This is a genomic window from Rhizobacter sp. P2_H2, from assembly GCF_056403375.1.
Window position 1 is genome coordinate 1 of the sequence record NZ_JBFUFP010000063.1, and the last position, 12,882, is coordinate 12,882.

General features: G+C 69.3%; 13 protein-coding genes and 1 pseudogene. 12 read left to right on the plus strand and 2 right to left on the minus strand.

All coding sequences use genetic code 11. From position 1 onward, the window contains the following. The 4 genes and pseudogenes from AC1D15_RS06600 to AC1D15_RS06615 all read left to right on the plus strand — a co-directional run. Positions 1–402 (plus strand): annotated as a pseudogene (locus AC1D15_RS06600) (allantoinase); the annotation flags it as partial. Then, on the plus strand, positions 399–2,162 hold the full coding sequence (gene uraD / locus AC1D15_RS06605; protein ID WP_477825368.1) for a 2-oxo-4-hydroxy-4-carboxy-5-ureidoimidazoline decarboxylase: 1,764 nt from the start codon (positions 399–401) through the stop codon (positions 2,160–2,162). The pseudogene AC1D15_RS06600 and the gene uraD, both read left to right, overlap by 4 nt. Further along, the gene (locus AC1D15_RS06610; RefSeq protein ID WP_477825369.1) at positions 2,159–3,391 is read left to right on the plus strand and encodes a M20 family metallopeptidase; all 1,233 of its coding nucleotides are present in this window, start codon (positions 2,159–2,161) and stop codon (positions 3,389–3,391) included. Before uraD ends, AC1D15_RS06610 begins: the two co-directional genes overlap by 4 nt. 25 nt (positions 3,392–3,416) lie before the next feature. After that, positions 3,417–4,436, plus strand: a complete 1,020-nt coding sequence (locus tag AC1D15_RS06615; RefSeq protein ID WP_477825370.1) for an ABC transporter substrate-binding protein — start codon at positions 3,417–3,419, stop codon at positions 4,434–4,436. 6 nt (positions 4,437–4,442) lie between these two features. On the opposite strand, the gene AC1D15_RS06620 is transcribed toward AC1D15_RS06615, so the two are convergent. Continuing rightward, positions 4,443–4,991: an ABC transporter ATP-binding protein gene (locus AC1D15_RS06620; protein WP_477825371.1), complete on the minus strand. Its 549-nt coding sequence runs from the start codon at positions 4,989–4,991 to the stop codon at positions 4,443–4,445. A gap of 91 nt (positions 4,992–5,082) precedes the next feature. Here AC1D15_RS06620 and AC1D15_RS06625 point away from each other — a divergent pair, with 91 nt between their 5' ends. Genes AC1D15_RS06625 through AC1D15_RS06640 form a run of 4 tightly spaced genes read left to right on the plus strand, consistent with a single transcriptional unit; the run spans position 5,083 to position 8,007 of the window. Further along, positions 5,083–5,928, plus strand: coding sequence for an alpha/beta hydrolase (locus tag AC1D15_RS06625; protein WP_477825372.1), 846 nt, complete (start codon positions 5,083–5,085; stop codon positions 5,926–5,928). Next, on the plus strand, positions 5,925–6,746 hold the full coding sequence (locus AC1D15_RS06630) for an ABC transporter ATP-binding protein (protein WP_477825373.1): 822 nt from the start codon (positions 5,925–5,927) through the stop codon (positions 6,744–6,746). Before AC1D15_RS06625 ends, AC1D15_RS06630 begins: the two co-directional genes overlap by 4 nt. Beyond that, the gene (locus AC1D15_RS06635) at positions 6,743–7,507 is read left to right on the plus strand and encodes an ABC transporter permease (protein WP_047506804.1); all 765 of its coding nucleotides are present in this window, start codon (positions 6,743–6,745) and stop codon (positions 7,505–7,507) included. The genes AC1D15_RS06630 and AC1D15_RS06635 overlap by 4 nt, the downstream gene beginning before the upstream one ends. Beyond that, positions 7,504–8,007, plus strand: coding sequence for a nucleoside deaminase (locus AC1D15_RS06640; protein ID WP_477825374.1), 504 nt, complete (start codon positions 7,504–7,506; stop codon positions 8,005–8,007). Before AC1D15_RS06635 ends, AC1D15_RS06640 begins: the two co-directional genes overlap by 4 nt. A 52-nt stretch (positions 8,008–8,059) precedes the next feature. Here the strand turns inward: AC1D15_RS06640 and AC1D15_RS06645 are convergent, their stop codons facing one another. After that, complete coding sequence (locus AC1D15_RS06645) at positions 8,060–8,791, minus strand: aspartate/glutamate racemase family protein (RefSeq protein WP_477825375.1); 732 nt, start codon at positions 8,789–8,791, stop codon at positions 8,060–8,062. 284 nt (positions 8,792–9,075) lie between these two features. Between AC1D15_RS06645 and AC1D15_RS06650 the strand changes: the two genes are divergently transcribed. The 4 genes from AC1D15_RS06650 to AC1D15_RS06665 all read left to right on the plus strand — a co-directional run. Next, positions 9,076–10,068, plus strand: a complete 993-nt coding sequence (locus AC1D15_RS06650; RefSeq protein ID WP_477825376.1) for an ABC transporter ATP-binding protein — start codon at positions 9,076–9,078, stop codon at positions 10,066–10,068. Positions 10,069–10,106: 38 nt separating this feature from the next. Beyond that, positions 10,107–11,390, plus strand: a complete 1,284-nt coding sequence (locus AC1D15_RS06655; RefSeq protein WP_477825377.1) for an ABC transporter substrate-binding protein — start codon at positions 10,107–10,109, stop codon at positions 11,388–11,390. A gap of 84 nt (positions 11,391–11,474) precedes the next feature. Continuing rightward, on the plus strand, positions 11,475–12,323 hold the full coding sequence (locus AC1D15_RS06660; protein WP_477825378.1) for an ABC transporter permease: 849 nt from the start codon (positions 11,475–11,477) through the stop codon (positions 12,321–12,323). Next, positions 12,323–12,882, plus strand: a 560-nt coding sequence (locus tag AC1D15_RS06665; protein WP_477825379.1) for an ABC transporter permease, incomplete at its 3' end; no start/stop codon positions are given. The genes AC1D15_RS06660 and AC1D15_RS06665, both read left to right, overlap by 1 nt.

Below are 12,882 nucleotides of genomic sequence, written 5' to 3' on the forward strand. Positions count from 1 at the left end.
GAGTACGACAGCGACCACTACGGCGACGACCTGCCGTTCTGGCTGCAGGTGCGCAAGACCGACGGCAGCCTCGCGCCGCACCTGGTGGTGCCGTACACGCTCGACACCAACGACATGCGCTTCTCGCTGCCGCAGGGCTTCGCGACCGGCGACGATTTCTTCACCTACCTGCGCGACAGCTTCGACGTGCTGTACGCCGAGGGTGACGAATCGCCGCGCATGCTGAGCGTCGGCATGCACTGCCGGCTGCTCGGGCGGCCGGGGCGCTTTCGCGCGCTGCAGCGCTTCCTCGACCACGTGGAGGCGCACGACCGGGTGTGGGTGTGCCGCCGCGTCGACATCGCGCGCCACTGGAAGAGCGTGCATCCGTTCAACCCTGACAACGCCTGGGTGTGGAAATGAGCGTCAGCCTGCAGCAACTGAACGAAGCGACGCTGGAGGGCTTCGTCGCGCTGCTCGATGGCACCTACGAGCATTCGCCATGGATCGCCGAGCGCGCGTTCGCCGCGGCGCCGTTCGCGAGCCTCGCGCAGCTGCGCCAGGCGCTGGTGCAGGTGGTGCGCGATGCGCCGCGCGACGAGCAGCTTGCGCTGGTGCGCGCCCATCCCGAACTCGCTGGCAAGGCGCGCGTGGCATTGACGAGCGAGTCGGCCAGCGAGCAGTCGGTGTCCGGGCTCACGCAGTGCTCCGAGGCGGAGTACGCGCGGCTGCAGGCGCTGAACGCCGCGTACCGTGAGCGCTTCGGCTGGCCGTTCATCCTCGCGGTGCGTGGTCCGCGCGGCAGCGGGCTCACGCGCGCGCAGATCATCGAGACCTTCGCGCGCCGCGTCGACGGCCCGGCCGATGTCGAGCTGGCCGAATGCCTGCGCCAGATCCACCGCATCGCCGAGCTGCGCCTGGACGACAAGTTCGGCAGCGAGCCGACGCTGGGCAACCAGGTGTGGGACTGCGCCGAGCTGCTCGCGCAGCACAGCGACCCCGGCTACGCCGAGCAGGGCCAGCTCACCGTCACCTACCTGACCGATGCGCACCGTGCCTGCCAGCGGCAACTGGTGCGCTGGATGCAGGAGTGCGGCTTCGACGAGGTGTCGGTCGATGCGGTCGGCAACGTGGTCGGCCTCTATCACGGGGCGGACCGCGCCGCGCCGCGCCTGCTCACCGGCTCGCACTTCGACACCGTGCGCAACGGCGGCAAGTACGACGGCCGGCTCGGCATCTTGGTGCCGATGGTCTGCGTGCGCGAGCTGCAGCGCGCCGGCCGGCGCCTGCGGCACGGCATCGAGGTGGTCGGCTTTGCGGAGGAAGAGGGGCAGCGCTACAAGGCCACCTTCCTCGGCTCGGGGGCGCTGATCGGGCAGTTCGACGTGCGCTGGCTCGACCAGCAGGATGCCGACGGCATCGCGATGCGCGACGCGATGCGCGCTGCCGGCCTCGACCCCGCGACGATCCCCGCGCTGCAGCGCGACCCGTCGCGGTACCTCGGCTTCGTCGAGGTGCACATCGAGCAGGGGCCGGTGCTCAACGAGCTCGACCTGCCGCTGGGCGTCGTCACGTCGATCAACGGCAGCGTGCGCTACCTGGGCGAGGTGATCGGCATGGCCAGCCACGCCGGCACGACGCCGATGGACCGCCGCCGCGATGCCGCGACCGCGGTGGCCGAGCTGGCGCTGTACGTGGAGAAGCGCGCTGCGGCGCAGCCGCACCTCGTCGGCACGGTGGGCATGCTGACGGTGCCGAACGGCTCGATCAACGTCGTGCCGGGCCGCTGCCGCTTCAGCCTCGACCTGCGCGCCACCACCGACGAGGCGCGTGATGCGCTGGCCCGCGACGTCGTCGCCGAGCTGGAGCGCATCTGCGGGCGGCGCGGCCTGCAGCACACGCTGGAAGAGACACTGCGCGCCAGCGCCGCGCCGAGCGATGCGGCCTGGCAGGCCCGCTGGGAGCGCGCGGTCGAGGCCGGCGGCTTGCCTGTGCACCGCATGCCCAGCGGCGCCGGCCATGACGCGATGAAGCTGCACGAGGTGATGCCGCAGGCGATGCTGTTCGTGCGCGGCGGCAACTCCGGCATCAGCCACAACCCGCTGGAAACCATCACCACCCACGACGCACAGCTGTGCGTCGAAGCCTTCCAGCACCTGCTGGATCACCTGGAGACGACATGAGCGACGACCTCTGCGCGCGCCTCGATGCGTGGATCGACGCGCACTTCGATGAACAGACCCGCTTCCTGCAGGCGCTGGTGCAAGTGCCCACCGACACGCCGCCGGGCAACAACGCGCCGCATGCCGAGCGCACGGCGGCCCTGCTGCAGGGCTTCGGCTTCGAGGCTGAACGGCACGTGGTGCCGGGCGACGAGGTGCGCGCGGCCGGCCTGGAGAGCATCACCAACCTGATCGTGCGGCGTCGTTACGGCGACGGTCCGACCATCGCGCTGAACGCGCACGGCGACGTGGTGCCGCCCGGCGAGGGCTGGTCGCACGGCCCGTACAGCGGCGACATCGAGGGCGGCAAGCTCTACGGCCGCGCGGCGGCCGTCAGCAAGAGCGATTTCTCGACCTACACCTTCGCGGTGCGCGCGCTCGAGGCGTTGGGCGTGCCGCTGAAGGGCGGCATCGAGCTGCACTTCACCTACGACGAGGAGTTCGGCGGCGAGCTCGGCCCCGGCTGGCTGCTGAAGCACGGCCTGACGAAGCCCGACCTGCTGATCGCCGCCGGCTTCAGCTACCAGGTGGTGACGGCGCACAACGGCTGCCTGCAGATGGAGGTGACGGTGCACGGCCGGATGGCGCATGCGGCGATCCCCGACACCGGCATCGATGCGCTGCAAGGCGCGGTCGTGCTGCTGAACGCGCTGTATGCGCAGAACGCGCTGTACCGGCAGGTCACGTCGAAGGTGGCGGGCATCCGCCACCCGTACCTCAACGTGGGGCGCATCGAGGGCGGCACCAACACCAACGTGGTGCCGGGCAAGGTGGTGCTGAAGCTCGACCGCCGGATGATCCCGGAGGAGAACCCGGCCGAGGTCGAGGCCGCGCTGCGCCGGGTGATCGCCGATGCGGCGGCGCAGGTGCCGGGCATCACGGTCGAGATCCGCCGCCTGCTGCTGGCGCATGCGCTGCAGCCGCTGCCGGGCAACCGGCCGCTGGTCGAGGCGCTGCAGCGGCATGGCGAGGCGGTGTTCGGCGAGGCCATCCCGACCTCGGGCTCGCCGCTGTACACCGACGTGCGGCTCTACAGCGAGCGCGGCATCCCGGCGGTGATCTACGGTGCCGGGCCGCGCACCGTGTTCGAGAGCAACGCGAAGCGGGCCGATGAGCATGTGGTGCTCGACGACCTGCGGCGTGCCACGAAAGTGGTGGCGCGCACCTTGCATGACCTCCTGAAGGGCTGAAACGCCGATCCACCGGAGACCTCGCATGTTCGCTCGCCTGCTGGCCCTCGCCGCCGCCTTCCTCGCGCAAGGCGCCATCGCCCAGGACACCCCGATCAAGTTCCAGCTCGACTGGCGCTTCGAAGGCCCGGCGGCGATGTTCCTGGTGCCGGCCGCGAAGGGGTATTTCAAGGCCGAGAAGCTCGACGTGACGATCGACGCCGGCAACGGCTCGGGCGGCGCGGTCACGCGGGTCGCGTCGGGGGCGTACGACATGGGCTTCGCCGACCTCGCGGCGCTGATGGAGTTCCACGCCAACAACCCGACCGCGCCGGACAAGCCGGTCGCGGTGATGATGGTCTACAACAACACGCCGGCCGCGGTGCTGGCGCTGAAGAAGTCCGGCATCAGGGCGCCGGCCGACCTGAACGGCAGGAAGCTCGGCGCACCGGTGTTCGATGCCGGCCGCAAGGCCTGGCCGATCTTCGCGAAGGCCAACGGCATCGGCAACGTGGCCTGGACCGCGATGGACCCGCCGCTGCGCGAGACGATGCTGGTGCGCGGCGACATCGACGCGATCACCGGCTTCTCGTTCACCTCGCTGCTGAACCTCGAGGCGCGCGGCGTGAAGGCCGACGACGTCGTCGTGCTGCCTTACCCGCAGTTCGGCGTGAAGCTCTACGGCAATGCGGTCATCGTGTCGCAGGCGTTCCTGAAGAAGCGCCCGGACGCGGTGAAGGCCTTCCTGCGCGCGTTCGCGAAGGGCATGAAGGACGTGGTGGCCGACCCGGCTGCCGCGGTCGCCACCGTGAAGGCGCGCGACGGCATCGTCAACGAGGCGCTGGAGCTGCGGCGCCTGAAGCTCGCGCTCGATGCGACGGTGCTGACGGCCGATGCGCGGGCCGAGGGCTTCGGGGCGGTGCTGGCGCCGCGGCTGAGCCTGATGGCCAGCCAGGTGTCGGACGCGTTCGGCACCAAGGAGCGTGTGAACCCGGCGGCGGTCTGGGCCGACGGCTACCTGCCCGATGCGGCCGCGCGCAACCTGTTCGCGGTGGTCCGGAAGTAGCGCATGTCAGGGCACCACGGCCGACAACTGGAACATCAGCGCCGAGTTGCCGAGCACGTTGACCTGGGTCGACAGCGCCGGCGTCAGCTGCCAGCCGACCGTCAGCACCAGCCCGGGCGAGAAGCCCTTGTAGTTCAGCGGCACCTTGTCGTCGAACGGCGCCTTGTAGCCGTAGATCAGGCCGGCGGTCCACTGCGCGTAGAGCCGGTTCCAGTCGCTGAAGTCGGTCAGGCGCTGGCCGACGTAGGCGTAGGCGCTCGGCTGGCCGAACGAGTTGCTGAAGTAGGTGAGGCCCGAGACCACGCCGTTCGGCCGCTCGCGTTCGAGGCCGACCATCCACACGTAGCGGTGGTCCGGATCGCGCGAGTAGTGGTAGGTGGCCGGCGAGTACATCAGGCGCCAGACATCGGCGGCGGGTGCGACGTCGGCGGCGGGGGCGGCTACAGTGGCCGGCGGCGCCTCGGGCGCGTCCGGGGCAGCGGGTACGGTTTGCGCAGGGGTGCAGATCGACACGCCGCAGGCGCACACGGCAGACGCCAGGGCAGGAAACTTCATGGCGCTGATTGTCGCGAACTCTCGACCCCGTTTCTGGAGCCAGCTGTCCAGGCGTGTCGGATGGCTGTGCTCATTGATGTCATGCGTTGTCATGCTGCAGGGCTGCGCGTGGTGGGACCTGAAGCAGAGGCAATGGGTGTTCCGACCCTCGCCGGGGCAGCCGGCCGACGTGGTGCTGCGGCCGGGCGACGTGTCGTACGCGGTGGCGGTGCCTGGGGCAACACCCGGGGCGCAGGACCGGCTGCAGCTGTGGTGGATGCCGAATGCCGACCCGCAGGCGCCGACGCTGCTGTACCTGCACGGCACCTTCCGCGCGCTGTACCGCAACCTGCCGAAGATCGACGCGCTGCGCGATGCCGGCTTCTCGGTGCTGGCCGTCGACTACCGCGGCTGGGGCGAGAGCACGCCCCTCGTGCCGTCGGAGGCGACGATCCTGGCCGATGCCGACATCGCGTGGGCCGAGCTGGTGAAGCACCAGCCCGATCCGCGGCGGCGCGTGATCTTCGGTCATTCGATGGGCGGCGGCGTGGCGGTTGACCTGGCGAGCCGCCAGCACGCCGGGCGCGACTACGGCGGCCTGATCCTCGAGTCGACCTTCACGCGGTTGCCCGACGTGGCCGCCGAGCTGGGCGCGATCGGCACGGTGGTGTCGTGGCTCGCCAACGAGCAGTTCGATTCGGTCGACAAGATCGGCCACATCGACGCGCCGATCCTGATCATGCACGGCAGTGCCGACGACACGGTGCCGGTGACGCTGGGCCGCAGGCTGCGCGATGCGGCGCCGGCCGGCACGCGCTGGGTCGAGTTCAGCGGCGGCTCGCACAGCCGGCTGCACAGCGAAGATCCGGCGCTGTACCGCGAGGCGGTCAAGTCGCTGATCGCGCGCCTTGCGGCCCCTTCACCCCCTTCATCGGCTGCATCCGTCGCATCCCCATGAGCCTGTCCACGCCGCCCTTCGTCGATTTCCGCAACGTCTGGCTCGCCTACAACGATGAACTGCTCGCGCGCCGGCAGTTCGCGATCGAGGACATCTCGCTGCAGGCGCAGCCCGGCGAGTTCATCGCGATCGTCGGGCCCTCGGGCTGCGGCAAGTCGACCTTCATGAAACTCGCGACCGGCTTGAGGCGGCCGTCGCTGGGCACGGTGGTGGTCGACGGCCGCGAGGTCGCCGGCCCGCTGAAGATCACCGGCATGGCGTTCCAGGCGCCTTCGCTGCTGCCGTGGCGCAGCACGCTGCGCAACGTGCTGCTGCCGCTGGAGATCGTCGAGCCGTACCGCTCGCAGTTCCGCGCCCGGCGCGGCGAGTACGAGGCGAAGGCGCGCGCGCTGCTCGCAAGCGTCGGCCTGGCCGGCTACGAGGACAAGTTCCCGTGGCAGCTGTCCGGTGGCATGCAGCAGCGGGCGTCGATCTGCCGTGCGCTGATCCACGAGCCGAAGATGCTGCTGCTCGACGAGCCGTTCGGCGCACTCGATGCGTTCACGCGCGAGGAGCTGTGGTGCACGCTGCGCGACCTGCACGCGGTGCAGCGCTTCAACGTGATCCTGGTGACGCACGACCTGCGCGAGGCGGTGTTCCTCGCCGACACGGTGCATGTGATGACCCGCGGCCCGGGGCGCATGCAGGTGCGCCGCGAGATCGGCTTCGAGCGCCCGCGCGAACTCGCGCTCACCTACACCCGCGAGTTCAGCGACGTGGTGCTCGAGTTGCGCGAGCACATCGGCAGCATCCGCCGCGCGCCGGAGGCGGTGTCGTGACGGGCCGGCGCGAGCGCCTGGCGCCGTGGCTGCTGCTGGCCGCGGTGCTGCTGCTGTGGGAGCTGGCGTGCCGCGGCTTCGGCATCTCCGACTTCATCTTCCCGAGCCCGTCGCGCATCGCGCAGCAGCTGTGGGAGTTCCGCGCGGTGATCGCCGCGCATGCGTGGCGCACGTTCTGGGTCACGATGCTGGGCTTCGGCCTGGCGATCGTGGTCGGCGTGCTGCTGGGGTTCCTGGTCGGCAGCTCGCGGTTGGCGTATGCGGCGATGTACCCGCTGATGACGGCCTTCAATGCGCTGCCGAAGGCGGCCTTCGTGCCGATCCTCGTCGTGTGGTTCGGCATCGGCGTCGGGCCGGCGGTGCTGACGGCGTTCCTGATCTCGTTCTTCCCGATCACGGTCAACATCGCGACCGGCCTGGCGACGCTGGAGCCGGAGCTGGAGGACGTGCTGCGCGTGCTGGGCGCGCGGCGTACCGATGTGCTGCTGAAGGTCGGGCTGCCGCGCTCGATGCCGTATTTCTACGCGTCGCTGAAGGTGGCGATCACGCTGGCCTTCGTCGGCACGACGGTGTCGGAGATGACGGCCGCCAACGAAGGCATCGGCTACCTGCTGATCTCGGCCGGCTCGTCGATGCAGATGGGGCTGGCGTTCGCCGGGCTCGCGGTGGTGGGCGCGATGGCGATGGCGATGTACGAGCTGTTCGCGATCATCGAGCGGCGCACGACGGGCTGGGCGCATCGGCGGGCGGGTGCGGCATGAGCGATTTCTCGAACCCCGATCCGACGCACGAGCAGAGGCTGCGGCATCTGCGGCGTGCGAACGAGGTGGCGCGGCGGGCGATGGGCCTGGGTCGCCATCCGTTCGGCGCGCTGCTGGTGGCGCCGGACCACGAGACGGTGCTGGCCGAGCAGGGCAACATCGACACGGTGCAGCACGCCGAGGCCACGCTCGCACGGCATGCCTCGCTGAACCATGCGCCCGGGTTCCTGTGGAACTGCACGCTGTACACGACGGTGGAGCCGTGCGCGATGTGCGCCGGCACGCAGTACTGGGCGCACATCGGGCGGTTGGTGTATGGCGTGTCGGAGGCGGCGCTGCTCGCGATCACCGGCGCGCATCCCGACAACCCGACGCTCGACCTGCCGTGCCGCGAGGTGTTTGCGCGCGGGCAGAAGGCGGTGCGGGTGTGGGGGCCGGTGGGGGAGGTGGAGGCGGAGCTGCTCCAGCTGCATCAGACGTTCTGGTCCGCGAGCCCGTAGCCCGGGTGACAACCCGGGATCGTGGACCACGAATCCCGGATTCGCATCCGGGCTACGGTGAATAGGGCGCTGCCAACCCCACATACGCCTTGCGCAGCGGCGCCGCATAGTCCCCGCGCTTGCTCGTCCCGAGCCCGATCGCGACCAGCCCCTCGGCCAGCTTGACGGCCGCCGCGACGCCGTCGACCACCGGCACGCCGAGCTCGGCCTGCAGCCGCGCACACAGGTCGGCCATGCCGGCGCAGCCCAGCACGATCGCGCCGGAGCGGTCGCGCTCCAGCGCCTGCCGGGCGCTCGCGAGGATGCGTGCATAGGCGTCGCTCGCCGGGTCGTCGAGTTCCAGCACCGCGATGTCGGTGCCGTGGATGCCGCGGCAGCGGCGCTCGAAGCCGTACTGCAGCACCAGGTGCTCGGCGATCACGCAGGTGCGCGTGAGCGTCGTGACGACCGAGAAGCCGGTGGCCACGAGCGACGCGCAATGGAACGCCGCCTCCGCGATGCCGATCACCGGCCCGCGTGCCAGCTCGCGCGCCGCATGCAGGCCGGGGTCGCCGAAGCACGCGATGACGTGCGCATCGGCGCCCAGCACCTCGCCCGCGCGCACCTGTTCGGCCACGCCGGCGGCGGCCCACACGTCGTCATGGTGCCCCTCGATCGACGGTGCGCCAAAGCTCGGTTGCACCGCGTCGATCACGGTGCCGGGCGCGGCGACCGCGCGCGCGGCCTCGCCGATCTTGGCGGTCATCGACGCGCTGGTGTTGGGGTTGATCAGGCGGATCTTCATCGTCGGCTCCTCGGGTCTGTGGGCTGCTTTGTATACAAAGCGGGCCCGGGTATCGCCATCAGCTGAGCAAGTCGTGCGCCCGTTCCAAGGCGTGCCGTCGCCCCAAAATCGGGCGATGCCAGAGGCCAACTTGCGCACTTGGTGCAAGCCGCAGTGCTGGATCGGCCAAGCAGCCGCCGCGGAACCGGCTCTGCCGGGCCGCTGGTGGCGCCCCCTGGGGGGAGGCGCCGAAGGCGCTTCGGGGGGAGCGTCATCTGGCACATGCTTTGCATACATGGGCGACCATGAAGCCCGACTCGTCCCTGGTGCTCACCTCGCTGGTCAAGCGTTACGGCGACACGGTCGCCGTCGACGGCATCGACCTGACGATTCCCTCCGGCAGCTACTGCTGCCTGCTGGGGCCCTCGGGCTGCGGCAAGACCTCGACGCTGCGCATGATCGCCGGCCACGAGCTCGCGAGCGACGGGCAGATCCTGCTCGGCGGCAAGTACATCACCTACAGCGCCGCCGCCGACCGCGGCACCGCGATGATGTTCCAGAGCTACGCGTTGTTCCCGCACCTGAGCGTGCTCGACAACGTCGCCTTCAGCTGGAAGATGCGCGGCAAGCCGCCCGCCGAGCGCCATGCGCGGGCGCGCGAACTGCTCGCGCTGGTCGCGATGACGCCCTACCTCGCTCGCCTGCCGAGCGAACTCTCCGGCGGCCAGCAGCAGCGCGTGGCGCTGGCGCGCGCGCTGATGACCGAGCCGCGCGTGCTGCTGCTCGACGAGCCGCTGTCGGCGCTCGATCCGTTCCTGCGCGTGCAGATGCGCGCCGAGCTGAAGCGCTGGCAGCAGGAGCTCGGCTTCACCTTCGTGCACGTGACGCACTCTCAGGAAGAGGCGATGGCGCTGGCCGACCAGGTGGTCGTGATGAACCAGGGCCGCATCGAGCAGACCGGCTCGCCGCGCGAGGTGTTCAACGCGCCGCGCAGCGAGTTCGTCGCACGCTTCATGGGCGCGCACAACGTGATCGCGTCGCCGGCCGGCCGCATCGCGGTGCGCTCCGACCGCATGCGGCTGCAGCACCATGCCGACACCGAAGGCCACGCCGCCGCGGTGCGCGCCGTCGAGTACCAGGGCACGTACGTGCAGGTCAGCCTCGCGCCGCACGGCGAGGCGGCCGATGCGCACTGGACGGCCACCGTCTCCGACGCCAGCTTCGACGCCGCGCCGTTCGCGCCCGGCGACACCGTCTACGTCAGTTGGGCCGCGCACGAGGCGCATGCGCTGGCTTGAATCCTTTCCGTTCCCACAAACACCCCGAGGAGCCTTCCATGTCCGACCACAACGATCCGTCCGCTACACCGGCCACACCCAAGCTCGGCCGCCGCACGCTGCTGAAGGGCGCGGCCGCCGCCGGCGGCACGCTGGCCTTCCCGTTCGTGCATGCGCAGGAGAAGATCACGCTGCGCTACCTGGGCACCGCGGTGAACCAGGACAAGGCCATCGCCGACAAGTTCAAGGCCGACACCGGCATCGAGATCCAGTACATCCCGGTCACCACCGACGACGTGACCAAGCGCGCCGTCACCGCGCCGAACTCGTTCGACCTGATCGACACCGAGTACTTCTCGCTGAAGAAGATCCTGCCGACCGGCAACCTGCTGGGCATCGACACCAAGCGCATCAAGAACGCCGACAAGATCACGACGCTGTTCACCAAGGGCGAAGTCGGCGGCAAGAAGGTCGGTGACCAGGGCACCGCGCCGAAGAAGGTGATGTACGTCGCATCCCCCACCGCGAAGGACTTCGCGAAGGAGCCGACGCAGTTCATGACGCTGATCCCGACCGTCTACAACGCCGACACGCTGGGCATCCGGCCCGACCTGATCAAGCGCCCCATCGAGAGCTGGAAGGAACTGCTGAACCCCGAGTTCAAGGGCAAGGCCGCGATCCTGAACATCCCGTCGATCGGCATCATGGACGCGGCGATGGTGGTGGAGGCGGCGGGCCTCTACAAGTACCCCGACAAGGGGAACATGACGAAGAAGGAAATCGACCTGACGATCAAGACCCTGATCGAGGCGAAGAAGGCCGGCCAGTTCCGCGCGCTGTGGAAGGATTTCAACGAGAGCGTGAACCTGATGGCCTCGGGCGAGGTCGTGATCCAGTCGATGTGGTCGCCGGCCGTCACCGCGGTGCGCACCAAGGGCATCGCCTGCACCTTCCAGCCGCTGAAGGAGGGCTACCGCGCGTGGGCCGCCGGCTTCGGCGTGCCGAAGACGGTGAGCGGCAAGAAGGCCGACGCGGTCTACGAATTCATCAACTGGTTCCTCGACGGCTGGGCCGGCGCGTACCTGAACCGCCAGGGCTACTACAGCGCGGTGCTGGAGACCGCGAAGGCCAAGATGGAAGCCTACGAATGGGCCTACTGGATGGAAGGCAAGGCGGCCGCGCAGGACATCAAGTCGCCCAACGGCGACCTGCTGGCCAAGGCGGGCAGCGTGCGCGACGGCGGCAGCTACGAGACGCGCATGGGCGGCATCGCCTGCTGGAACGCGATCATGGACGAGAACGCGTACATGGTTCAGAAGTGGAATGAGTTCGTAGCTGCATGAGCCCCCCAGTCGCTTCGCTCCTGCCCCCAAGGGGCGCCACCCCTGGGCCCGGCAAAGCCGGATCCCGGGGCGTTGCTTGATCCCATGAAGCCCACTCGTCTGCCAGCGTGGTTGCAGGCCACACCATTCGCCATGGTGTTCCTGCTGTTCCTGGTGCTGCCGCTGCTGCTGGTGGTGACGGTGAGCTTCTGGCGCGCCACCGACTACGAGCTGATCCCGGCCTTCACCTGGCAGAACTACCTCGACGTCTTCAACGAGACCACGGTCCGCACCTACCTGTCGACGCTGAAGTTCTGCTTCCTCGTCTGGCTCGTCACGCTGCTGATCGGCTTCGCGGTGGCGTATTTCCTCGCGTTCCACGTGCGCTCGGTCGGCGCGCAGACGCTGCTGTTCATCCTGTGCACCGTCCCGTTCTGGACSTCCAAYGTGATCCGCATGATCTCGTGGGTGCCGCTGCTCGGGCGCAACGGGCTGATCAACCAGGGGCTGCAGGCGATCAACGTGATCGATTCGCCGATCGAGTGGCTGCTGTTCAGCGATTTCTCGGTGGTGCTCGCCTTCGTGCACCTCTACACGATGTTCATGATCGTGCCGATCTTCAACTCGATGATGCGCATCGACCGCGCGCTGATCGAGGCGGCACGCGATTCCGGCGCGAGCGGCTGGCAGACGGTGTGGAACGTCGTCGTGCCGCTGAGCCGCACCGGCATCATCATCGGCTCGATYTTYGTCATCACCATCGTGATGGGCGACTTCGTGACSATCGGCGTSATGGGCGGCCAGCAGATCGCCTCSRTCGGCAAGATCATCCAGGTGCAGACYTCKTACCTGCAGTTYCCGMTGGCSGCGGCCAATGCGGTGATCCTGCTGGCGGTKGTGCTGATGATSATCTGGGGCCTGACCCGGCTCGTCGACATCCGGAAGCAACTCTGATGCACGCCGACAAGCGCCCGCGCAGCTTCTACGCCCTCGCCGCGGTGTTCGGCGCGTTCRTGCTGTTCCTCTACGGCCCGATGATCACGATCTTCGTGCTCAGCTTCCAGGGCCCCGAAGGCGGGCTCACGTTCCCGATGCGCGGCGCCTCGCTGCACTGGTTCGCGAAGCTGTGGGAGGGCATGGGCGTCGTCGACATTGCGGCCGCGTTCCGGCGCTCGGTGGCGCTGGGCAGTGTCGTGATGCTGCTGACGGTGCTGCTGTCGCTCGGTGCCGGCCTCGCGTTCCGCAAGAAGTTCGCCGGCTCGGGCGTGCTGTTCTACACCTCGGTCGCGAGCCTGATCATGCCGTCGATCGTGGTCTCGCTCGGCATCGGGCTGCAGTTCCGGCTGATCGACACCGCGTTCAAGGGCGTGCTGGAGAGCGTCGGCGCGAGCGGCCTGCTCGAGGGCTACGGCACCGCGATGGGGCTGTACACCTCGGCGCTCGGCGCGCACATGACGTGGACGCTGCCGTTCGGGCTGCTGATCATGCTGGCCGTCTTCAACCGCTTCAATCC